Raw genomic sequence first — 20,542 nt, 5'->3', positions numbered from 1 at the left:
ATGCCTATAAGATTTCTTACTGCTGGTGAGTCTCACGGCAGGGGTTTAGTCTGCATAATAGAGGGTATACCCGCCAACTTGGAGCTCTCCTCCGAGTATATAAACAGGGAATTAGAAAGAAGACAGAGGGGCTATGGTAGAGGGGGCAGAATGAAGATAGAAAAGGACAGGGTCCAGATCCTTTCGGGTGTAAGGTTTGGCAAAACCCTCGGTGGTCCCATAGCTCTCTTCATTGAAAACAAAGATTGGGAGAACTGGAAAGAAAAGATGGCGGTGGAGGGGGAAAGACCGGAAACAGCAGTTCCCTTCACAAGACCAAGACCGGGGCATGCAGACCTTGCGGGTGGTATAAAGTACAACCAGCGGGACCTTAGGAATATACTTGAGAGGGCCTCTGCCCGAGAGACTGCCTGTAGGGTTGCCTTGGGAGCGGTGTGCAAGAGATTCTTGGAAGAGCTTGGAGTATTTGTGGGAAGCTATGTAGTTAGCATAGGTCCATTGTGTCCTCCTATAGAAGAGCAGGACTTAATAAAGAGGCATCAATTGGCGGAACAGTCGGAGGTTAGATTTCCAGATCCAAGCAAAGATAAGGAGTTTATGGAATTGATAGATAGGGCAAAGGAAATGGGTGAAAGCTTAGGGGGTGTTTTTGAAGTTTTTGCGGTTGGTGTGCCCCCTGGGCTTGGCAGTCATGTGCATTGGGATAGAAAGCTGGACGGAAGGATAGCCCAGGCCATGATGAGCATTCAGGCTATAAAGGGGGTGGAAATAGGGCTCGGCTTTGAGGCAGCCAAAAGGTTTGGCTCTGAGGTCCATGATGAGATCGGTTACAGAGAGGGCGAAGGATACTTTAGGTATTCCAACAACTTGGGAGGTTTGGAGGGAGGTATAACCAACGGTATGCCTATAATAGTACGATGTGCCATGAAACCCATACCCACCCTAACCAAACCTCTTAGGAGCGTGGATGTTTTAACAAAAGAGGAAGTAAGAGCGGGAAAGGAGAGAACAGATGTGGTGGCAGTACCTGCTGCGTCGGTGGTGGGTGAATCCGCCTTAGCTTTAGTCTTAGCAGATGCCTTTCTTGAAAAGTTGGGCGGAGACTTTATGGAAGAGGTAAAGGAAAGGTACAGAATTTACTTAGAACATGTTAAAAGTTTTTGAAGAAATAGGCAAGGCGACCCTTCTAACCCTCTGGGCTATATTTTTTCTGTTTAAAAATCCTCCAAGATTGACCCACTTTATAAAACAGCTCACCTACTTGGGGGCAGAAACCACCCCAGTGGTGCTAATAACTTCTCTGTTTAGTGGTGGAGTTATAGCTTTGCAAACCTACAGCACCTTTCACAGGTTCAACGCAGAATTTCTAATAGGGGCAGTGGTGGCCCTCTCTATGGGTAGAGAGCTTGCCCCTGTGCTTACCGCCCTTATGGTGGTTGCACGTGTTGGCTCTGCTATGACCGCTCAGATAGGAACCATGCGCATAACAGAACAGATAGACGCCTTAGAGGTAATGGGTATAGACCCTCGGAGCTATCTTATCACACCCCGAATAGTGGCTGGAACGCTTGGCGTTCCAATGCTAACCGTTTTGTCCAACATAGCGGGTATCTTTGGTGGATGGTTTGTGGCGGTAAAGCTCTTTGGAGTTAACGAATATCTATTCTGGGAAAAGATGAAGGACCTTACTGAACTGCATGACTTCTTAGGCGGACTATACAAGGCTACCTTCTTTGGTTTTATCATCACCGCGGTTAGCTGTTATTTTGGCTTTTACACAAGGGGTGGCACCGAGGGTGTTGGGAGAGCCACTACAAACAGTGTGGTTGCATCCTCTATGTTGGTGCTAATATCCGACTACTTCTTGACAGCGATAATCTTTTGATATAATTATTTTTCTGTATAGAGGGGCGGTAGCTCAGTGGGAGAGCGCCTGCTTGGCGTGTAGGAGGTCGGGGGTTCAAATCCCCTCCGCTCCACCAAAAAACTACTTCTTTTTTGGCAAAAGGGCAAAGGTCAAAAAGTTTCCTTCCTTTTTTGGTGGTCCCTCAAGTTGCCCACAGTCTGAGAGTTCCTCCACAATCCTATTGACCAATCTATCTCCCAGTTCTGGATGGGCATTTTCTCTACCCCTGAACCTTATTCTAACCCTCACCTTGTCCCCATCTTCCAAAAATTCTCTCATGTGCTTTAGTTTTACCTTAAGGTCGTGTTCATCAATACGCAAGGAAAGATTAATATCCTTTACTTCCATAGAGTGTTCCCTTTGTTTCTTCCTTGCCTCCTTCTCTTTCTTTTTTAGTTCATACAAAAACTTTCCGTAATCTAATAGCTTACAAACGGGAGGGTTGGCGTTTGGGGCTACTTCCACCAGGTCCAACCCTCTCTCCTCTGCAATTCTTAAAGCCTCTTGAAGCGGTACTATGCCTATCTGCTTTCCGTCTTGGTCAATAAGCCTAACTTCTTTTGCCCTTATTTGCCTGTTTATCCTATACTCCATCTGCACCTCCAAAAGTTTTTATTAGAATGAAAGTTGAAAGCAAAAAGTTTATAAATAGAAGGGCTGTGGATAACAAAGAAAGTCTTCTGAACTTAATTCTCTTGGGATGATTGTAATCAATCTGGTCTATATCCCCCAACTCCCTTTTGAGATTTTTTAGGTAGAAAGACAGCCCTACGTTCAACGCCAGACCAACCATAAGCAGGAGCGCATATACTTTTTCATCAGCTATTAAAAGATAAAACAAAAGCGTAAAAAATGCAAGTTTATAAAACCTCCAGAGAATCCTTCCATAAAATCTACCCGCAAGGTTTTTGTCCTTTTCGGTCCGCAAAAGAATGGGTGCTACCAAAAAGACTATGGAAAACAGCGTACCTGTGTAAAGGGAAAGGATAAGCCTTTCAAACATCAAAAAGTTCCCTTACCTTTTTGGGAATAGATGTTAGTCTGCCCCCTTTAACAAAGCAGTGCTTAGTTCTTCCCTCCGCCCTTAGGCTGTCCTCTACAGACACCCGGTAGCTAAAGCTGAAAAAATACCTGTCCATACTATCCAATTTTATCTCCACGCACACCTCTTCATCGTAAAAGATAGGCTTTTTAAACCTACACTCTGCCTCCAAAAGGACCACCTCATAGCCCTCTTCCCTCAGTGTGGAGTAGGGAATTCCCAGACTTCTGAGTAGCTCGCCCCTGGCCTCTTCAAAGAGCCTGAAGTAGTTTGAATGATGCATAACACCCTGCGCATCCGTTTCGTAAAATTGTACCCTCCTTCTGTAGATCACTTTGCGAGAACCCTCTCCACTTCAGCTATATCTGTTATTCCTCTACGCACCTTCAGTATTCCCGCCTCATAGATGGTACGCATACCCTTCCTTTTAGCAAGCTCTCTTATGTCTTCGGCAGTGGCACCTCTAACGATCAGCTTTCTCATTTCCTCGTCCACCTCTAAAATCTCATGAACTGCGGTTCTTCCTTTGTAGCCAGTTCCCTTACATTCATCACACCCCTTTGGATTAGCCTTGTATATGGTTATATTCTCGTCTAAGCTTTTCAACACTCCCAATCTAACCAAAGCTTCTTTTGGAGTATCATCTACAAGCTTACACTTGGGACACAGTTTTCTTACTAACCTTTGTGCTACAACAAGTATTATAGATGAACCCACTAAGAAGGGCTCTATACCCATATCAACAAGCCTTGTTATGGAAGATGGAGCATCGTTGGTGTGCAAGGTAGAAAAAACCAAATGACCCGTGAGGGCTGCTCTTATACCTATCTCTGCTGTTTCTGTATCCCTTATCTCACCTATGAGGATTATATCTGGGTCCTGTCTTAAGAAGGCTCTTAGAACTGTAGCAAAGGTAAGTCCTATCCTTTCATTAACTTGCACCTGATTTAATCCGGGGATAGAAACCTCCACCGGGTCCTCTGCGGTCATTATGTTAACATCGGGCTTGTTACGTTCCATCAAAGCGGCGTACAAAGTAGTCGTTTTTCCCGAACCCGTCGGACCAGTTACTAAAATCATACCCCAAGGTGTCCAGATTGCCTTTCTAAACTTTTCAAGGTCATCGGGTTCAAACCCAAGGTCTTCCAACCTCACACTTAAATATTTCTCTGCTTCCTGTATTCTCATAACTATCTTTTCACCATACACTACAGGAACAGTAGAAACCCTTAGGTCTACCTTTTTATTACCTATCTTTGCCCTTATCCTACCATCCTGGGGCTTACGTCTCTCAGAAATATCCAGATTTGCCATTATCTTAAGCCTTGCAGTAAGTGCATCTTTGATATTTATGGGAAACTCATGAAATATCCTTAGCACACCATCTACCCTATACCTGACTACTAGCTTTTTTTCCTGAGGCTCTACGTGTATATCGGATGCACCTAAATTTACTGCCTCCATAATAAGAAAGTTTGCAAGCCTGACTATGGGTGCTTCTCCAGCTTCTTTACTTATAGTATCCAAAGATAGTTCTGATTCTGATGTTTCTATCTCTATTTCGCTAACCTCGCTGATTTCCTCAAGTATGTCCTGTGTTTGTGGATATAGCCTGTTTAGTATATCTTCTATTGTTTTTTTAGGCGCTGCGTAGGATACTATGTTATCAATCTTGCTGGCAAATCTTAGCTCATTTATAGCAGATTGATTGAAAGGATTGACCGTGACTATAGTTAGCTTGCCATCTTGGTAAGAAACTGGCGCAATTAGATGCTTTTTTAGGATATCCTGAGGTATTTTGTTGAGGATCTCGGCGGGTATGTTTATGCTTTTCAAGTCACCTTTCCACAGCTTTTGTGGTGTATATTTTGTGTAAAAATCCAAAAGTTTTTCATCATCCATAAAACCAAGTCTTAGAAGGGTTGTTATAATGTCTTCATTCTTCTCTTTGGAAGAGATTGCTTTTTGGACTTGGTCTTTTGTTATGTATCCGAGCCTGCTGAGAAACTCTAAGAGCTTTGCCTCATCCATAGCTTTCTTCTTCAGAAGGGAAGCTTCCACTTTCTACATCCCTTTTGAACTCTTCCAAAGCCTTTCTAAAAAGCTCCGCGGAGTTCAGGTATCTCCTGACAAACTTTGGCTTTATATCTTCCACTAACCCCACAAGGTCGTAAAAAACGAGAACTTGCCCGTGGCAATAGGGCCCCGCCCCTATGCCTATTGTTATAGATCTAGCGGATTCTGTGAGCTCCTTAGCAAGCTCTGTGGGCATTGCTTCAAGCACTATCATAAATGCACCCGCTTCTTCTAATATTTTAAAATCCTTCTTAACTCTTTCTGCCTCCTCCTCCCTACCAACCACCCTATAGCCTCCTATTGTGTTTATCTTCTGAGGAGTAAAACCTAGATGCCCAACCACCGGAATGCCTATACGTACAAGTTTATAAACCAAATCCGCTATCTCTTCTCCTCCTTCCAACTTAACCGCGTTGGCTCCACCTTCCTTTATTAGCCTACCGCAATTTTCGATGGCTTTTTCTACGCTAACTTGATAGCTCATAAAGGGCATATCTGCTATAATAAAGCTCTCCTTGGCACCCCTTCTAACTGCCTTTGTGTGATAGATCATTTCCTCTACGGTGACCTCCAAGGTGGAGTCTTTCCCCTGAAAAACCATACCCAAAGAATCACCTACAAGTATGCAATCTATACCCACCTGTTCGCACAGCTTAGCAGACAGATAATCATAAGTGGAGATCATGGTGATCTTTTGTCCTTTTTCCTTTTTATTGAAAAGGGTCCGAATGGTGGTTTTCATTAACTGCTACCCTCTTGTGTAGCTACCTCTGCTTCTATGGCGTTCAAGGCATTGACCAACTCACCAGCCAAAGCTCTGATGGATTCAAGGTTTTGCATATCTCTAAGTTCTCTTATCAAGGGAAAGAGAATCTCCAAAAGCTTGTCCTTCTGAGGCCCTTCTCCTACCTTTATCTGATAAGCCCCTGCCACCAGAGGGTTTATAATAGCCTGCGTCAACTCCTTTACTTGACGTTTATCTTCTGCTGTGCTTAGGGCTTGCAGTTCAGTGTATATTTTCTTCAAAAGCCCTATGCCAAGCTCAAACTCCTTTGACATTATACTCCTCCTCTAGGTTTCTTCTTATTGACAACTGCAACCTTTCTTTATTATACCAAGATATAGAGGTAGGCTGTTTTAAAATTTTCCACTGGGACACCTTTTAAACCTCATTTTAAAACTCAACTCTGACCGCTACACCATGAAGCTTGCCGGGAGGAAATCTGTAAAACTCCACAAAGTTTGGTATGACACGCCTTAGAAGACTAAAAAGTTTCTAGATTAACTTATCTGTGTATATGTATTCAACTCCATAGAATATGGCTCTTTCGTAAATTCCAACTGCTTTTAGCTCTATCAATGTCTAATACTTCCATGTATCCGTATCTAATCTCCACAAGCCTAAGTCCCGGCGTGATACTTCCCTTTAAGAAAGTACTTACACCAAAAGGTCCTTCTTTCTTTACCAAAGACAGAAAGACATTGTCCTTGTATAGTATGCTGTCTCTTTCTTTCAACTCCACACGGTACATTAGGAACACTTGGTATCCTGCTTATGCTTTTAGGGATAAGCTGCTTTCAACTCCACACAGTACATTAGGAACCCTCTTTCCTTGCAAAATGCCAAAACGAACTGGAGAACTTTCAACTCCACACAGTACATTAGGAACATTAGCCCACATCCTTTCCAGAATTTCCAACGAGTCAGAGCTTTCAACTCCACACAGTACATTAGGAACGGTGGCGTTCTGATGGTGTCCAGCTGTCGGCGTTTCACTTTCAACTCCACACAGTACATTAGGAACTGTCGGAACGCTTTTGGGACTTTTCACAGCAAGCTACTTTCAACTCCACACAGTACATTAGGAACGACTTTAGGGACAACCTTACCTCCATATTATTTTGCTTTCAACTCCACACAGTACATTAGGAACGACTTTAGGGACAACCTTACCTCCATATTATTTTGCTTTCAACTCCACACAGTACATTAGGAACCTCAGGGTTCAGAGTTTGGCGTTTTTGTGGGTATTTCTTTCAACTCCACACAGTACATTAGGAACCTTCAGGTCTGGGAAGGCTACGCACGAGAGATAGAGCTTTCAACTCCACACAGTACATTAGGAACTGGAGGATGAGGTTATGAGGGACTACATAGTTAAGACTTCTTTCAACTCCACACAGTACATTAGGAACCTTTTAATTGACCTTGACCGCTATGGAGGTCGCTTTGATTTTACTCGTGCTTCTTTCAACTCCACACAGTACATTAGGAACCCCTTTAAGGAATACCTTGCTTTCCTCACTGAAGAGGCTTTCAACTCCACACAGTACATTAGGAACTTTCTTTTTGACCTACGCTTGAAAATTGAAAAAATTGCTTTCAACTCCACACAGTACATTAGGAACCTTTAGCTATACTACTGAAAACCAAAGCTATAAGCTCTTTCAACTCCACACAGTACATTAGGAACCACCTACGATCCGCAGATCTGCAGAGGGTTGAAGTGGCTTTCAACTCCACACAGTACATTAGGAACGAACCCTAAAGCAATTCGGCGTGGCTGGAGAAACCGCTTTCAACTCCACACAGTACATTAGGAACTGGATATGCCCGCCGAGGGGGTAAGTGTTCCCCTCTACTTTCAACTCCACACAGTACATTAGGAACCCCAAACGACCACATTAACTAAGATAAGACATATCAATAATTTTGTCAAGAGGGCACCCCTTTCAAATGAAGTTAATTTTCCGAAATCCGAGATCATGCAAAGTTGAGTATGTTATTGTCAAATTTAAACTCTTGTCTCCCAACGCTTTCCGCCACTGACCATAATTACGGCATTACGGCATTACATAATTACGGCTTTACGGTTTTACGGCGAGAGTATATAATTAAAACCTATGGGACGCAAAAAGAAGAAAGTGGTAAAAACCACAATTTTGCTACCTTCCGATGTACATCAAGCCCTACGCATAGAAGCCATAACCAAGAAAATGTCCATGGGAGAACTCATTGTCCAAAAGCTGAAGGAGTTGGAAGAATACAAGCAAAAATACGGTGGAGTTGTAAATGCAGAGGACTATCTCATTTAGGAAGACTACACCCTCCTTATTCAGTTGCCAAGTTGACAAGGGTCCTTGCGGAACCCTCAGTTCCCCAACGAGGCAAGAAAATCATAACACACTTTCAGTCTAAGGTTTCCAAGTAGCCAAAGCCCTGCCCGGTTCTGACGCCCAAGCCATACTGATAGACAAACCTTAAAAGCTCCTTGCTTTCTGTGTGAAGCCTGAACCTTCCCAAAAAGCTCCTAACATAACCACCGTAGTGCTTTATGAACTCTTCCTTTACGCTTATTGGCTCAATCTCAAGGATTTTTACATTTAAATCTTCTCCTACCAAAGCCCTGTAGCGTTTCTGTGTGTTTTCTAATAGCCACCATTTAAAATCTTTGTCCCTCGGAGTGGCGTATTTTTCTTCGGGATTTTTTGAATTTGTTGACCTTTCCACCACCACAGGAGAAAGCGTTTTAAAAAAGCCCGTTGGTTCGTTCTCCTTTTCAATATTCACACTGACGATTCTAAAATACACATTCTCAAGCTTTGGGTTCATGTTGTGAAGATGGTTTTCTTTGATGAGTTTTAAAACTCCGTTGTAAAAGGATATGGCTGTCTGTGGGTCTCCTGTAGAAAACCTAAAGTTTATACTTTCCACTCCCAGTATGTACTCTCCTTGTATCTTTGCGTTTTTTCCAAGATAGACCGCAAAGGTGTAGGGCTTTGGGCTTTCCTCGTCAAATTCTTTTTCAAAGATCTTCTTTAAAAGGGATATGAACCTTCTCCTGTAGTCTATGCTTATGGGAGAATTGTCCTCCACAGCCCTAACAAGCTTCACCTTAAACCGCATGGGATTATCATAACAGGTTATCCGTAGGGTCTTTGACGTTTGTTAATATTTCCCTTTTGTAATTAGCATTGTCATCAAGGATATAAATTATCAGGGAATCCTTTTCCTTATCTACCACTCTTAGCATTTCGTGTTTTAGTCTTTCTATGCTCGAAATGTTCAGATTTCCCTCAAATACTGATTTTTGAACATGGTTTAAATACTTTCTTGCGGTTTTTAAAACCCTCTGAAGTCTTCTTTGTCCTTCCTTTTCTGTGGTGTCTATATCGTAAAAGAGTATTACCCTCATTTCTTCAAGCTGTGGTAATTCAAAGGTATGTATGGCTCGTTTTCCGTCAGGTGCTTTACTAGTTTATAAAGCTCAAGCCTAATCAGTGTTCTTATTGATACTTTCCTCTTTAGCTTTGGGTAGTACACGGTGGATTTTAAAAGGTTGTCAAAGGCTCTTAGGAATTTTCTCCGTCCATCTAAATTTAGATAGCAATATTCTGTCTCCTCCAAAAAGTCATTTTCCGTTATGGTTCCCGACCTTATAAGCTCAAGGATCAAGCCCTCCGTTAGGATGGGCTTAAAGACTTCTGCTACATCCAAGCAAAGGGAATGCCTCTTTTCCGACGGTTCATGCAAATAGCTAACTGTTGAGTTTAAAGGAGTGTGGTATATTTCCCCAAGCACTTTGGCATAAACCAAGGAGTTTCCAAAGGAAATTAATGCGTTTAAAGGGTTCTGTGGTGGTCTTTTTGTCCTTGTTTCAAATTCCCAACCTGTTAGCTCTTCAAGGGCTTTGTAGCAAAGCTTTCTAAAACTCCCTTCCACTTGCATAACTTCCTGGACGTTGGAAGCCTGCTTTAGTTTTTCCAAGTGCTCGCTTGCGTCTATTTGGTAGAGTTTTTCAGAGTTTATGATGGAACCAAGCACAAAGGTCTTGGCAAGGTAAAGCCTTTTTTCTTTATCAAGATAATGTTCTACTTGCTTTATAAGAACATGTCCAGATGGGTTGCCTTCCCTCGGATAAAAGCTCCCTATGTAATAGCCATAATAGTTAAAAAAGTGGGCAATTATCCCATTTTGGGACAAAAGGCTAAGGAACTTGGTGTTGGTGCTGACCTCTGCCACAATAAAAAGCTCGGAAGTGTTTTCTATGGGTATTTTCTTTTTTATCTCTCCGCTTTCAAACATTATGGTGTTTTCGTCCCTTCTTAGGGTGCCGTTGGTGGTTATGTAGTAAATCTCAGCCATAGCAGTATTCCCAGTAGGCACACTTTTTGCAATACGGTTTATTTATAACCTTTGGTGGTATCTCCTTTCTGACAACCTCATCCATCTTTCTGACAACTTCATTTATAAGTTCCTCATCCTTCTCGTCAAATTCAACCTTTAAAAGCTTTTTCTGTTTAGGATAGTGAATTATTCCATGGGAGACCTTTATTCCTTTTGTTTTTAGGTAGTATATGTAATACTTCACCTGAAGGATGTGGGCCTGCTCCAACGCGGATGAATGCTTTATCTCATGAACCACCAAACCTTCACCTGTGCTAAAAAAGTCTATGCTGACGGGTTCATAAGCAAACTCTTCCCCTTTTTCTCTTGAAAAGCTAATCTCGTCCAAAAGTTTTCCAAGTTGAACATATTCAGATTCTTTTTCAAAGCTTATCCCTTTTGTAAAAAGCCAGAGTTTCCTTTGGCAAACTACATAATAGGCAACCTGTGTACCCCTGAATTTTAGCTCCCTTAGATCCATGTTATATAATGTTCTCCACCTCCTCTGTGTCTGCGGTAGGCTTTAGCACAAAGCCCGTGTCTTCGTTGTAGTCTCCCTCTATATAGTATATGCCAAGTCTATCGTGGATCTTCTGTTTTTCTAACTCTCTAATAGACCATGCGGGAAGAGAAAAGCTGTATTCAAGGATGTCGCTTAAAAGCTTTGCTCTCCTTACGAAATCTCCCTTAGCCTTTTCCCACTCTTGAATTAGGCTTTCTACCTTTTCTCTAAACTTTTCGGGAATAACCTGCACTGCGTTTATATCCCTAAAAAGATCTTGTGCCTCCGATTTGCTCCTTATAAGACTATCCGCTCCCTCCCAAAGGCTCTTTATGTAGTTCTCTGCCTTTCTAAACTTCTCCCAATATTTGGTGCCATACAAAGCGGACTTTGAATAAACCTTTTCCACAAGATCCCATTTAAAATTCCAATCCCACAGCCCGTCTTTAAGGTTCCTTAAAGTGCTCTCGTGCAGATGTTTGTAATACACAGGACCCACCCCTGAACAGTCTTTTGTGAATATAAACACGTTAGGTTGATTGGTTGGTTTTTGTCCTTTTCTGTTGCACCTTCCTATCCTCTGTATCAAGCTGTCCGCAGTGGAAAGTTCCGTGAAAAGATAGTCCGCATCAAGGTCCAAAGAGACCTCCGCAAGCTGAGTGGTAATCCACAAGCCCTTTTCTTGGCTATTAAAGAATTTCATTATCTCTTTTTCCTTTTCCTTTCTGTCTTTGAGTATGAACCTGCTGTGTAGTAGCTTTACGTTTTGAAGTCCAGCCTCTTTAAATTTTTTCTTTAACTCTATTGCCTTTCTTACAGTGTTTACCACCACAAGCACCTTAGCCTTCTGGGAAAGCTCTATCATTTTCTCCACATAATTGTCTATGCTATCGTCTATAACCTGAACATGATGGTATGGTTTTTTCTGGGTGTTGAAAGTTTTAAACTCCACTCCCATTCTTTCAAACCTTTCCCTCAAAAACTCAGGGAATGTTGCTGTCATAACCAAAAACTTTCCACCATTTTGGGCTAAAACCTCCAAACCTTGCACTATAAAAGCTAATGTGATAGGGTCGTAGGATTGAAGTTCATCAATCACAAGCCTTGAGTAAAGGGCAGTTGCATAGTACTTTTCAAAGCCCTTATACCTAAAAACAAAGTGCATAAGTTGGTCTGGAGTGGATATGATTATGGGCTTGGCAAAGTTGCGAGAAAGGAAGTAGTTAAGAAAAGCTACGCCTTCTTGATTATTTTGGATGTCCTCTCTGTCTTCTTCCCTTTCAAACACGTAGCTTAAGGCACTTGAGTGTAAAAGTCCTGCATAATTTCTAAACATTCCCTCTGCCCTCATATAGATGCCATTGGCTGAAACTCTGTAAGGCAACATAAAAAAGCCTTTCTTTTGAATATAGATAAAGCCCGCTTCCGTCTTACCTGCACCTGTTGGTGCTATTATCACAAGATTTTTGTCTCTGTTTTCTCGGACAAAGGTTTGCATCTGATTGGGAGAACTACCCTTTTGTCTGAAAAACTCATCCACAAAGCTTAATGTATCATCAGGCGGTATATCCTCTACGTCCTGCGCATGTTTTGAACTGCTTGAATGGTCTATACGAAGAAGTAGTCCTTTTAAAAGGCGGTAATATGGGATAAGCCCATCCACGGGAATTTTAAACATCTTTGCAACATTGTCCCTTAAATAATCCTCCTCCTTCTTTCTCAGCATAAACCTTATAGGGTTGTTCTCAAATTTAAACTCCTCTTTTAACACTCTTTCCACACTTTCTATAGAAACCTCTTCCACTTCCACAGGATGATGGTGCAAAACCAAAAGCCTAACAATTTTTCGGATAAGTTCATCCTCCACATTCACAAACACAGGAGATAAAAGATTGTGCCTTACCTCCGGAAGTCCCTTTATAGGTTTTACGCTTTTGTTTCCAAGCTTTTCCTGAAATTTACAGTGTATTTTGCCATAATCGTGATACTCACAGGCAAGCTCTAAGATTTCCCAGAATTTTTCTTTTAGCTTAGCAGGAAGACACTTTGGTATAAGCTCTTCTATTTCCTTTCTGTAGTGATCCCTGAGTTTTTGTAGGTTTTCTAAAAGCTTATCTGTGTGCTCTCTTATGTTGGTTCCGTCATCCTTTGCCCAAAGTTCTTTAAGCAGATTCTGAATTTTCTCCATAATCGTTAGCTTGTTCTTCTTTGTTTTTCTCCTCAGAGTTTAGTCCTATCAAAAAGGCGTAGGCAATCATGCTAAAGTTTTTGTCATCCAAAGCTTCCTTGAAAAGATAAGGAATTTCTTTTTCCACCTCAAGGTATGCCCTTATCAGGTTGTGGATGAAGTATTCTTTATCCTTTCTTCTTATAGCTTCAAGCAGTCTGTATGTAAGTGGTTCAAGCTTTTTCTGTGTGCTTTCGTTTTCTTTGTAGAGTTTCTTTAGTTCTCTTCCTGCCCAAAAAGCCCGATCAATGTAACCTTTTTGCTCGTTCATGTTTAGCACCTCCTGAAAGTTTATAAAGAAAAGCAAATTTTGACTTATGTATTTCATATTTCTTCCAGCCTGCAAAATTTTGCTTTCAATGGTTCCTCCTTGTAATTTTTTATAACTTTCCTTTCTGATAAATCCTGACAGCATAAGAAATAGAAATTCATAAAGGGATCGCCCCGTGTAGATGTAGAAAAGAAATTCAGAAAAGATGTCTTGAAGGTTTTTGGGATAATGGTCTATCAGTTTACGGATGGCTTTGGCTAAGTTTGGGCTTATATGAAAGGAGTATATGTTTGCAGTAGCATCTCCCACCATTTCTATCTCCACAAAGTAAATGTTTTGTAAAACCCAACTGCTCTTTTGTTTTTCCAAGTCTAAAACATACCTTACAACGCTCCATACTTTACTAAGTTTTTCCTGTTCTATCTCCTTTTCTGTGCTTAAAATTAGGTTTAGCCTGTAAGTTTCCAAAAGATCATCAGGAACATAGACGAAAAGATACTTTCCTACGTACCTGTAAAATCCTGCACTTGCAAAGTAAAGTAGAAATTCACACTCCTTACATATGGGTATTGGATCCCATATAAAGTTTCTGACTGTTTCAAGGCTTGCAAACAGTGGAGTAAAAGTAGTAGCATCTACATAGTTTTTGGCGTGTCTTTCATGACAGAAAAAGCATATGCTTGAAAGGTCTTTGGTTGTAGCGAGTAGTTTTTTGTAGGCTTCTAAAAAGCTTTCTTTAACTTTTCCCAAGACTTCTTCAAGATTTTCTGAATAAACCCCTTTAAGCCTTTTTATATATTCGTGAGATTGGTTTGTAAACGGGCTATTGCTATGAAAATCTCTTAATCTGCTGTATATAAGTGTATTGTATGGATTGCTATCAGCAGCCTTTTGTCTGTATGAATCTTCCAACGATCTCTTAACACTTTCCTTGTCCTTTAGAAGATAATCCGCGTAAAGCTCAGGCAGATTTTCCCACAAGCTTTTTGGTATTTTTAGAGTTCTCTCTTCCACGTATTTTTTTATATCCTCCCCTGCATTTTCCAAAACCTTCAAAACTCCCACGCATGCACTTGCCATAAGCCAATTTCCTGCATAAAACCTAACGTATTCTTCTCCTTCAGACTTTTTTATTTCCTTTGTTGTCGGCTCAGCCAAGAAAACTGGATTGTTATCTTCATCAAGGATTAAAGAACCGCAAATTTCAGTTCCCTTTTGAAGGTAGTAGGCATCAATCCAAGAGTAGGTTTTTGGCTTTTGGGAATTCTTGTAAAAGTAAGAGAGGCTAAAAAGTACTCCTTCACCGGTGCCTGAAAGGCTAATCTTTTCCTTAAACTCCTTTGGTATGTATGCGTTATAGTTTAGTGTTATTGTTTCTTCTTCAGAAAGACGCTTTTCAAAGCACTTTACCCTTTTTACCTCTTCCACCTTCACCGGATACTCTCCTCCCGACAGAAAGAGAAGTTCCTTTGGCTCTTTTAAACCGTTCTCAATTTCATTCAAAAGTTCTTCGCTTGCCTTTATGTGGATCAAAAGCCACAGGTTATAGAGAATTGGAACCTGTAATGGGAGTCTGCTAAGCTCTTTGTCTTTGAAGTTATGTTTTTTAAACCACACATAGTCCCGGTATATAGCTTGATAATCCCCTTGAATAGAGATTTGGAAATACTCTCCGTTCCACTTTCTTCCCATCGCCCGGTAAATCAGCCCTATTATGGTGGAGTAGGGCGGAAGCGGATAGATCTCTATACCCTTTATGGAAAGAGGGTTTTTGAAAATCCCCGTGGGAGTGTAGAGTTTAACCCTTAGACACTCCATAGATCTCCCCCACCTTGTTCTTTAGCTCTTCAAAGACCTCCTCTACACTCTTGCAATTTAGCTTTTCTCTTATCTCCTGCTCGTTGGCAAAGAATCCAGAAAGCAATCCGCAAAGGGTGTTAGCTCTTTCCTCTTCAGGTATTATTCCCTTGCAGTCAAGAAGTCTGTTAACGTCTAAAAGCAGTTTGCCGTCCTCAGTTTCTTTTGCACTTACGCATCCCATAAAGAACGGATTTTTTACTTTATAAATCCCACCTATAACAAAGATGGGAGAGAGATTTTCATATCTCCCTCTTATTTGCCTTGAAAGGGTTCTTATTATGTCCAAAAGGTCCTTCACTCTTTTTGCCTTTTCTTCTGCCGGAATCACTTCCTCAGTTCCATTTTCAGTTTCCCATACTCCTATTCTGTCCAAGTCTATGGCTATAGTGTAGTAATAGTGTGCGGTATGCTGTTCGGATTGGGTTATTACTTGGGCGTCTTTTTGTTCTATATGCCTTATGTATCTGTTGTAAGCTTCTATGTTGTTCATAAAGTCCATGTCTCCTTGGAATTTTGAGGTGGAATACGCGTAGGTGATTTTAACGGGTGCGGTTCTTTTGACGCTGTCTCCGTAAGATAGTCCTATGCTTTCACCATTTGCCCTTATGAGATTAGTAAAAAGCCCTCCAAACAAGTCAAACTCTTGGTATTCACGTATTAATTTTTTTGCAAATTCATCAACATCCAAAACGTCTTGCATTTCGGTTTCCGTGGATTCTTTTGATTTCTTTTTCTTACCTTTTGTTTCTTTAGGCACCTGAACAATTGAACCTTCAATGAGCTCCTTCACCTTCTCATCCAAAAGTCTCCATCCTTTCTCTTCCTTACCTTTTCTCCTTATGTCGTATTTGAGTGCCTTGTCGGACACATAGGTAATCTGAGAATTGTCTCCTAATGAAAGCTTTTTAAGGATAGATACATTCCCTATGTTTTCTCCGTAGTTTAGGCTTGTAGCCCTCTGGGTTATGAGAGTTAGTGTTAGCATTCCTTTCATGTTTCACCTCCCTACTTTATTATAATGACTCCCCGAGACCTTAAAACCTGACAGTCTTTTTTACTTTTTGATATACCACACCCTCACCCCTACCGAAACGTGGCTGTTTCTCTCCCAAAGGGTTTCCACATTTATAACCTGAATATTGTTTAACCTTATCCACTGATTAACCTGATTTTCCAAAATATCCTCTAAACTTTCTTCTCTGAAGGGTGCCATTTTTCTGTGAAAGTCTTTGTATGCTATCTCCATTGTTTATCTTGTTCTTTTCCTTGTTGGAGTTTTGGGAGTTTTTGGAGTTTCCTTTTTAGGTAGTGGTTCGGGCTCTATTGTTATCTCCAAGTCCTTTACCTTTACGCTTACCATCTCAGCTTTACCCTGTTGAACAGTAAAGCCCTTTATGTTGGACCTGCTCAAAAATTCTCCGATTTTATCGTCCACCAAAACCCCCGCAAGGAAGCCAAGCCCTAGGGTGGAAGGATGCACTATAAGGTTTGCCCTTTCAAAACCAGAAGCCAATATTCGCAAGTCTTGGTTTAATGCCCCTTGAACCTCTTCGTATGGTCTTTCTCCAAAGTATGCAAGGTATATCCAATTTGCCCCCAGGTTCCTTATCTTTGAAGGAAGGTCAGGGTCTGCGCCCTTAAGGTAGTATGCTTCTACGCCCAAGGTCTTTAGGCTTGCCACCAAAGATGCTGCGGTCAAGGCACAGAGGTCGGATGTGTTCATATAAACCACCGCTATCTTGTCGTAGCCCCTATCTTTTAACTGCTTTGCTATCTGGACTGCCACGTTTATACGCATGTTTGCCCTTTCGGGCACGAGGTAAATGTTTTCCTGAGACTTAACCACTGGTGTAGCTATAAAAAGTGCCATAATCAACATAAGTTTTTTCATAGCAAACCTCCCTAAATAGATTATGGAATAGATTATAAACCAAGCTTAGCTATCCCAACTGGAACTGCTCCAGCTGTCCCACGAACTACTTCCCCAATCATCAGACCCACTTGAAGTCCAATCATTCCAGCTAGAACTGCTCCAGTGGTTGTCAAAAATGCTTGACTTATCATTGTCATCGTGGCATATATGGTAGTATATGTTTCCCGGAAGATGGCAATAAGACGGATCTGTGTAAATATCGTCGTCAGAACTGCTTGACCTATCATCATCATCCAAAAAGCTTGAACTGGAGAAACTATCAGCGAACCAGTCATTGTAGCTATCATCTGCCGAACTATGCTTTCTCATCCTGTCTTCTTCATCCTCAGTAGGAACAAAATTAGACTGGTCTTCTTGCTGTTTTTGAATTAACGGATGGCTTAACGGTTTAATGGCAGACATCTCGCTGTTTATCCTCCATGCAAGGAGTATTATGGCAATGATTAGAAGGAGTAGTAGTTCCATTTTATTACTCCTTAATCCATTTCTCCATACCTAAGCAACACACCTTTTACAATCTTTTCCTTGAAAATTTCTTTTGAATTAGTATATTCTTTTATTTTTTCTTTTCCCTTTTCTTTTACAATTTCTTTATAGTAGCTCGTATATTTTATTAAGAATATCCCCATCATCAGTCTTTCTCACCTCTGTTATGTTCCTCTCAAAGCCACAGTGCGCTAAAACATTGCGTGGATGGATTTGTGTATCTTTCTCGTTAGGTTTTTCTTCTAATATATATTTCAACAGTTTCCACTCATTTGTAATTAAATTCTTTTCGTCTTTTTCTGTAAAGTTATTCCGAATTTCTTGGTGTAAATACGGAACGTTAGTTTTAAGCCCAAAATATCCGTAAATACTACTTTCCTCCTCAGCAAATAATCGTCTTATATCCTTCAAATTCACTTCCACTTCTTCTTTAATCCCTTTACATATCTCACGTTTCTCCAACACCCTTATAATTCCTATAGCTAATCCTAAAATTATAAACAATTTTCTTAAATCTTCAAAATTTAAATCAGTGGGTGATTCCTTCAGATTTTCGTCTAATCTTCGCTTTAAAAGATTTACTATTTCTTCAAGCAAGTTTTTAACATCATTTTCTGTATATCTATATTCTTCAAGGGTGCATAAATAGTAAACTACCAGTGGCAAATTGTTCCTGAGGGCTGAATAGAACAAATAGGTTTTGTAAAGCATGTTCATTATCTTTCGTTTAAGTTCTCTATCCTCTTTACCTTTAATAGTCTCACTTAATTTATTAGCGTATTTTGAGAATGCATTTTCGCTGTTTTCTTGTGGCTTTTCAGGAAAGTAGAAGAATCCCTTAACATCTAATTGAAAATCCTTGAAGATCTTATAATACTTTTTATCTTGACTATTTTTATCTTGACCAGATCCTGCGGTTATTGGCTCAGATATAGCTATAAAAACTTTTATATCTTTCTCCTTTAGGAAGTCTTCAAGCTTCATAAGAGTTAAAAACAATCTACCGGCTTCAACCAAAGCATAGGTGTATATGTTATGCCCACTTGAAATATCTAAATACATTTCATCAAAGGGTTCATTTTTATATCTTTCAATCATATCAATTAAGATCCTTAGGACTATGTTTCCTAATGGAGAAGAAAATTTCTCTCCTGAGAATTCACCAATGCTCGGAATTACTATAAAATCATCAGCTTTTTTGAGTGTGGATGTTCCTTTAGATATTCCCAGGGATTTTTTTTATATATTTTTCCTTTTCTCCAGGTTTTTTTACAATACCTTCTATTTTTTCATAAAAGCTTTTAAGATCCTCTTCATCCTTTCTTTCTCCCGCAAGGTTCTTATTTAGTTTATTCTCTATTCCTTTTAAGGCTTTTTCATTTAGTAAAATACTAACAGGATAAACAAGGATAACTTTAGTAGATTCTCCAAAATACTTCTTGAGTGCAAAGGAAGATAGTTCACATGAATAGGGTTTATCATTAATTTCAATTTCAAAGTTTACTTTTTCATCAATAGAACTCTCAAACCTTCCAATTTGATAAATTATCCTTTTAACACTCATGGCTTACCTCCCTACGGTTTTATCTGAAAACCATCCGTATCCTTTACGCTTTTTACTTCCTACTCCAAAGTTTTCAAGCCCCACTTCAAGCAATTTCCTTGCAGTTTCCAATAAAAGTCTCTCTTCATTATCTTCCATCAGTTCAAGAGGTGCAAGCCCCAAGTTGAACTCAAAGACTATGCCCTCTTTTAACGCTAAAAAGTGTATGGGAGTAGGACTTAGCCAATCAGAAGGTGCTTCCTTTTCCGATTGGGATTGGTAATACTTTCCGTAATGAGGGTTCATGATGTCTGCTTCAAAATGTTCTGATGGATTAAAATCAACAGGATAAGCATCAAAGAATATTACCTGCCCTCTTCTTTTCTTGGAACCAAAGATTTTTCTAAAGGTCTCCACTGGGTTTTCTATGGTGTAATCGTCTAAAATTATGTTAATTTTCTCTGGGATTTGATGGAGTATACCTTTGGCTTCCTCTGAAATTTCTTTCTCGGCTTCCTCTGAAAGCACTTCCTCTATCTTGGAAAGCTTAGTTTCTCCTTTTATAGCCTCTACCACTGAGAGTATAAAAACAGCTCTTGCAAGTCCTTTTAAGGTCTCCCCGGGAATGTAAGGAATGCCATAAACATGGTGGAACAAAAAGCCGTTTTCAATAAAGGATGGATAACCTGCCCCGATTACAAGCCTGTAGGCGGTTTTAAGCTTAAAGCTCTCTTGTATAACACAATCCAGCTCGGGTGGTTGAAAAGGTCTTTTTCCCTCAAGATCATCAAAAGGGTTTTTTCCATTAAAAGTTTCTATGAAAGATTTTATATATTCTTGCTTGCTTACATCTTCATCTTTTTTGTCTTTACCTTTGTCTTTACCTTTCTTATCTTTACATTGCTCTGTTAGATCCTGATTTTGGAAAAATTTACATATGTATTGCAAAATCAAAAGCTTGTTAAAAAGCAGTGCGGGATTATCAACCTGAGATGAGGATTTTTTGTTATCAACATTAGATGAAAGTTCTTTATTATCAACTTTAAACAAAAGATCTTTAATCTCCCTTACCTTCATCTTCTATCTCCCCTTCTGCTATTCTTTTTAACCACAGAGAAAAGTCTAAAACCCTCTTGGTTATAAGCCTGTATTCTTGAACTTCAAGCTCCGAAAGGAACTCTATAAAATCCTTATTTTCCTGCTTTATTCCTTCTTCATTAAGGAACTTTTCCAAATGCCCCAGCAACATTTTCCAAGCCAGTGCTTCAACTTTTTCTCCTTTTTCCCTTTCACCCTTTTTTTCTTCTTCAACTTCAGCTTTCGTAGATGCTTTTTTAGCTTTAGCTTTTGCAAAGGTAACCGTTGTCAAAAGTCCATTGTAGATTATCATGGATGGCAATTTTTTTTGCGTAAGATAAATATCTTGATGCAAAATCTTTGCCCTTTTTGTCCATTTTTTCAGCTTCGTCTTTTACTTGCTTTACACACTTGTAAGCCAACTGTGCCAGCTCTTGAACTTTGCTCTTCAT

The 20,542-nt window shown here is 40.2% G+C and carries 24 protein-coding genes, 1 tRNA gene and 1 CRISPR repeat array; of the genes, 4 read left to right on the top strand and 21 right to left on the bottom strand.

Features of this window, described 5'->3' with window-relative positions:
* From aroC to THERU_RS04435, 3 genes are all read left to right on the top strand, one after another.
* On the top strand, positions 1 to 1,164 hold the full coding sequence (aroC, locus tag THERU_RS04445) for a chorismate synthase (RefSeq protein WP_025306075.1): 1,164 nt from the start codon (positions 1 to 3) through the stop codon (positions 1,162 to 1,164).
* Positions 1,148 to 1,885 carry an ABC transporter permease gene (locus tag THERU_RS04440; RefSeq protein WP_025306074.1) on the top strand — a complete coding sequence of 246 codons (738 nt, stop codon included), beginning with the start codon at positions 1,148 to 1,150 and terminating at the stop codon, positions 1,883 to 1,885. Before aroC ends, THERU_RS04440 begins: the two co-directional genes overlap by 17 nt.
* Before the next feature lie 22 nt (positions 1,886 to 1,907).
* Positions 1,908 to 1,982, top strand: a tRNA-Ala gene (locus THERU_RS04435).
* 5 nt (positions 1,983 to 1,987) lie between these two features.
* Here THERU_RS04435 and infC read toward each other — a convergent pair.
* From infC to THERU_RS04405, 6 genes are read right to left on the bottom strand one after another with little or no spacing between them, the layout of a single operon-like run.
* On the bottom strand, positions 1,988 to 2,500 hold the full coding sequence (infC, locus tag THERU_RS04430) for a translation initiation factor IF-3 (RefSeq protein WP_038532119.1): 513 nt from the start codon (positions 2,498 to 2,500) through the stop codon (positions 1,988 to 1,990).
* A complete protein-coding gene (locus THERU_RS04425; protein ID WP_025306072.1) occupies positions 2,490 to 2,909 on the bottom strand; it encodes a hypothetical protein in 420 nt (139 codons plus the stop codon). The genes infC and THERU_RS04425 overlap by 11 nt, the downstream gene beginning before the upstream one ends.
* Positions 2,902 to 3,282 (bottom strand): acyl-CoA thioesterase, encoded by a 381-nt coding sequence (locus tag THERU_RS04420; RefSeq protein WP_025306071.1) that lies wholly within the window; start codon positions 3,280 to 3,282, stop codon positions 2,902 to 2,904. Before THERU_RS04420 ends, THERU_RS04425 begins: the two co-directional genes overlap by 8 nt.
* On the bottom strand, positions 3,279 to 4,979 hold the full coding sequence (locus THERU_RS04415) for a GspE/PulE family protein (protein WP_025306070.1): 1,701 nt from the start codon (positions 4,977 to 4,979) through the stop codon (positions 3,279 to 3,281). Before THERU_RS04415 ends, THERU_RS04420 begins: the two co-directional genes overlap by 4 nt.
* The gene (panB, locus tag THERU_RS04410) at positions 4,972 to 5,766 is read right to left on the bottom strand and encodes a 3-methyl-2-oxobutanoate hydroxymethyltransferase (protein ID WP_025306069.1); all 795 of its coding nucleotides are present in this window, start codon (positions 5,764 to 5,766) and stop codon (positions 4,972 to 4,974) included. Before panB ends, THERU_RS04415 begins: the two co-directional genes overlap by 8 nt.
* Positions 5,766 to 6,083 carry a hypothetical protein gene (locus THERU_RS04405; protein WP_025306068.1) on the bottom strand — a complete coding sequence of 106 codons (318 nt, stop codon included), beginning with the start codon at positions 6,081 to 6,083 and terminating at the stop codon, positions 5,766 to 5,768. The genes panB and THERU_RS04405 overlap by 1 nt, the downstream gene beginning before the upstream one ends.
* A 451-nt stretch (positions 6,084 to 6,534) precedes the next feature.
* Positions 6,535 to 7,695: direct repeats of the CRISPR family, unit length 29 nt; unit sequence CTTTCAACTCCACACAGTACATTAGGAAC.
* 233 nt (positions 7,696 to 7,928) lie between these two features.
* Between THERU_RS04405 and THERU_RS04400 the strand changes: the two genes are divergently transcribed.
* The gene (locus THERU_RS04400) at positions 7,929 to 8,120 is read left to right on the top strand and encodes a hypothetical protein (protein WP_025306066.1); all 192 of its coding nucleotides are present in this window, start codon (positions 7,929 to 7,931) and stop codon (positions 8,118 to 8,120) included.
* A 94-nt stretch (positions 8,121 to 8,214) separates the two neighbouring features.
* Here THERU_RS04400 and cas6 read toward each other — a convergent pair whose 3' ends face one another.
* The 15 genes from cas6 to THERU_RS08595 form a co-directional block, all read right to left on the bottom strand.
* Positions 8,215 to 8,931 carry a CRISPR-associated endoribonuclease Cas6 gene (cas6, locus tag THERU_RS04395; RefSeq protein ID WP_038532116.1) on the bottom strand — a complete coding sequence of 239 codons (717 nt, stop codon included), beginning with the start codon at positions 8,929 to 8,931 and terminating at the stop codon, positions 8,215 to 8,217.
* 7 nt (positions 8,932 to 8,938) lie between these two features.
* Positions 8,939 to 9,220: a CRISPR-associated endonuclease Cas2 gene (gene cas2, locus THERU_RS04390; RefSeq protein ID WP_025306065.1), complete on the bottom strand. Its 282-nt coding sequence runs from the start codon at positions 9,218 to 9,220 to the stop codon at positions 8,939 to 8,941.
* Positions 9,217 to 10,170: a type I-B CRISPR-associated endonuclease Cas1b gene (cas1b, locus tag THERU_RS04385; RefSeq protein ID WP_025306064.1), complete on the bottom strand. Its 954-nt coding sequence runs from the start codon at positions 10,168 to 10,170 to the stop codon at positions 9,217 to 9,219. Before cas1b ends, cas2 begins: the two co-directional genes overlap by 4 nt.
* Positions 10,163 to 10,672, bottom strand: a complete 510-nt coding sequence (cas4, locus tag THERU_RS04380; RefSeq protein WP_025306063.1) for a CRISPR-associated protein Cas4 — start codon at positions 10,670 to 10,672, stop codon at positions 10,163 to 10,165. Before cas4 ends, cas1b begins: the two co-directional genes overlap by 8 nt.
* Position 10,673: 1 nt before the next feature.
* Positions 10,674 to 12,881: a CRISPR-associated helicase/endonuclease Cas3 gene (locus tag THERU_RS04375; protein ID WP_025306062.1), complete on the bottom strand. Its 2,208-nt coding sequence runs from the start codon at positions 12,879 to 12,881 to the stop codon at positions 10,674 to 10,676.
* Complete coding sequence (gene cas5b, locus THERU_RS08465; RefSeq protein WP_025306061.1) at positions 12,856 to 15,009, bottom strand: type I-B CRISPR-associated protein Cas5b; 2,154 nt, start codon at positions 15,007 to 15,009, stop codon at positions 12,856 to 12,858. Before cas5b ends, THERU_RS04375 begins: the two co-directional genes overlap by 26 nt.
* Complete coding sequence (cas7i, locus tag THERU_RS04365) at positions 14,990 to 16,036, bottom strand: type I-B CRISPR-associated protein Cas7/Cst2/DevR (RefSeq protein WP_245565790.1); 1,047 nt, start codon at positions 16,034 to 16,036, stop codon at positions 14,990 to 14,992. The genes cas5b and cas7i overlap by 20 nt, the downstream gene beginning before the upstream one ends.
* A gap of 69 nt (positions 16,037 to 16,105) precedes the next feature.
* Entirely contained in the window at positions 16,106 to 16,297 is a 192-nt protein-coding gene (locus THERU_RS04360; protein WP_025306059.1) for a hypothetical protein, read from the bottom strand.
* A gap of 3 nt (positions 16,298 to 16,300) precedes the next feature.
* Positions 16,301 to 16,942 carry a type 1 periplasmic-binding domain-containing protein gene (locus THERU_RS04355; protein ID WP_025306058.1) on the bottom strand — a complete coding sequence of 214 codons (642 nt, stop codon included), beginning with the start codon at positions 16,940 to 16,942 and terminating at the stop codon, positions 16,301 to 16,303.
* A gap of 45 nt (positions 16,943 to 16,987) precedes the next feature.
* The gene (locus THERU_RS08555) at positions 16,988 to 17,449 is read right to left on the bottom strand and encodes a hypothetical protein (protein ID WP_156916197.1); all 462 of its coding nucleotides are present in this window, start codon (positions 17,447 to 17,449) and stop codon (positions 16,988 to 16,990) included.
* A 126-nt stretch (positions 17,450 to 17,575) separates the two neighbouring features.
* The gene (gene csx1 / locus THERU_RS04345) at positions 17,576 to 18,694 is read right to left on the bottom strand and encodes a CRISPR-associated CARF protein Csx1 (RefSeq protein WP_281168736.1); all 1,119 of its coding nucleotides are present in this window, start codon (positions 18,692 to 18,694) and stop codon (positions 17,576 to 17,578) included.
* Positions 18,687 to 19,034, bottom strand: a complete 348-nt coding sequence (locus THERU_RS04340) for a hypothetical protein (protein ID WP_025306055.1) — start codon at positions 19,032 to 19,034, stop codon at positions 18,687 to 18,689. The genes csx1 and THERU_RS04340 overlap by 8 nt, the downstream gene beginning before the upstream one ends.
* Positions 19,035 to 19,037: 3 nt before the next feature.
* A complete protein-coding gene (gene cmr6, locus THERU_RS04335) occupies positions 19,038 to 20,090 on the bottom strand; it encodes a type III-B CRISPR module RAMP protein Cmr6 (protein WP_025306054.1) in 1,053 nt (350 codons plus the stop codon).
* On the bottom strand, positions 20,071 to 20,403 hold the full coding sequence (gene cmr5 / locus THERU_RS04330; protein ID WP_245565789.1) for a type III-B CRISPR module-associated protein Cmr5: 333 nt from the start codon (positions 20,401 to 20,403) through the stop codon (positions 20,071 to 20,073). The genes cmr6 and cmr5 overlap by 20 nt, the downstream gene beginning before the upstream one ends.
* Positions 20,354 to 20,542 (bottom strand): hypothetical protein, encoded by a 189-nt coding sequence (locus THERU_RS08595; RefSeq protein ID WP_025306052.1) that lies wholly within the window; start codon positions 20,540 to 20,542, stop codon positions 20,354 to 20,356. The genes cmr5 and THERU_RS08595 overlap by 50 nt, the downstream gene beginning before the upstream one ends.

The sequence above is a fragment of the Thermocrinis ruber genome, from assembly GCF_000512735.1.
Lineage (GTDB): Bacteria > Aquificota > Aquificia > Aquificales > Aquificaceae > Thermocrinis > Thermocrinis ruber.
The sequence above is the reverse complement of the archived record's forward strand: the minus strand, read 5'-3'. Positions and strand labels throughout refer to the sequence as shown.

Excerpts from the sequence above, each read along its gene's own strand:
- THERU_RS04355 (WP_025306058.1), bottom strand. The coding sequence starts at position 16,942 with ATGAAAAAACTTATGTTGATTATGGCACTTTTTATAGCTACACCAGTG.
- THERU_RS04425 (WP_025306072.1), bottom strand. The coding sequence starts at position 2,909 with ATGTTTGAAAGGCTTATCCTTTCCCTTTACACAGGTACGCTGTTTTCC.
- cmr5 (WP_245565789.1), bottom strand. The coding sequence starts at position 20,403 with ATGATAATCTACAATGGACTTTTGACAACGGTTACCTTTGCAAAAGCT.
- THERU_RS04360 (WP_025306059.1), bottom strand. The coding sequence starts at position 16,297 with ATGGAGATAGCATACAAAGACTTTCACAGAAAAATGGCACCCTTCAGA.
- cas7i (WP_245565790.1), bottom strand. The coding sequence starts at position 16,036 with ATGCTAACACTAACTCTCATAACCCAGAGGGCTACAAGCCTAAACTAC.
- THERU_RS04405 (WP_025306068.1), bottom strand. The coding sequence starts at position 6,083 with ATGTCAAAGGAGTTTGAGCTTGGCATAGGGCTTTTGAAGAAAATATAC.
- THERU_RS08595 (WP_025306052.1), bottom strand. The coding sequence starts at position 20,542 with ATGAAGAGCAAAGTTCAAGAGCTGGCACAGTTGGCTTACAAGTGTGTA.
- THERU_RS04375 (WP_025306062.1), bottom strand. The coding sequence starts at position 12,881 with ATGGAGAAAATTCAGAATCTGCTTAAAGAACTTTGGGCAAAGGATGAC.
- aroC (WP_025306075.1), top strand. The coding sequence starts at position 1 with ATGCCTATAAGATTTCTTACTGCTGGTGAGTCTCACGGCAGGGGTTTA.
- THERU_RS04400 (WP_025306066.1), top strand. The coding sequence starts at position 7,929 with ATGGGACGCAAAAAGAAGAAAGTGGTAAAAACCACAATTTTGCTACCT.
- THERU_RS04415 (WP_025306070.1), bottom strand. The coding sequence starts at position 4,979 with ATGGATGAGGCAAAGCTCTTAGAGTTTCTCAGCAGGCTCGGATACATA.
- cas5b (WP_025306061.1), bottom strand. The coding sequence starts at position 15,009 with ATGGAGTGTCTAAGGGTTAAACTCTACACTCCCACGGGGATTTTCAAA.
- cas6 (WP_038532116.1), bottom strand. The coding sequence starts at position 8,931 with ATGCGGTTTAAGGTGAAGCTTGTTAGGGCTGTGGAGGACAATTCTCCC.
- panB (WP_025306069.1), bottom strand. The coding sequence starts at position 5,766 with ATGAAAACCACCATTCGGACCCTTTTCAATAAAAAGGAAAAAGGACAA.
- cas4 (WP_025306063.1), bottom strand. The coding sequence starts at position 10,672 with ATGGATCTAAGGGAGCTAAAATTCAGGGGTACACAGGTTGCCTATTAT.
- cmr6 (WP_025306054.1), bottom strand. The coding sequence starts at position 20,090 with ATGAAGGTAAGGGAGATTAAAGATCTTTTGTTTAAAGTTGATAATAAA.
- THERU_RS08555 (WP_156916197.1), bottom strand. The coding sequence starts at position 17,449 with ATGGAACTACTACTCCTTCTAATCATTGCCATAATACTCCTTGCATGG.
- THERU_RS04440 (WP_025306074.1), top strand. The coding sequence starts at position 1,148 with ATGTTAAAAGTTTTTGAAGAAATAGGCAAGGCGACCCTTCTAACCCTC.
- THERU_RS04340 (WP_025306055.1), bottom strand. The coding sequence starts at position 19,034 with ATGAGTGTTAAAAGGATAATTTATCAAATTGGAAGGTTTGAGAGTTCT.
- infC (WP_038532119.1), bottom strand. The coding sequence starts at position 2,500 with ATGGAGTATAGGATAAACAGGCAAATAAGGGCAAAAGAAGTTAGGCTT.
- cas2 (WP_025306065.1), bottom strand. The coding sequence starts at position 9,220 with ATGAGGGTAATACTCTTTTACGATATAGACACCACAGAAAAGGAAGGA.
- cas1b (WP_025306064.1), bottom strand. The coding sequence starts at position 10,170 with ATGGCTGAGATTTACTACATAACCACCAACGGCACCCTAAGAAGGGAC.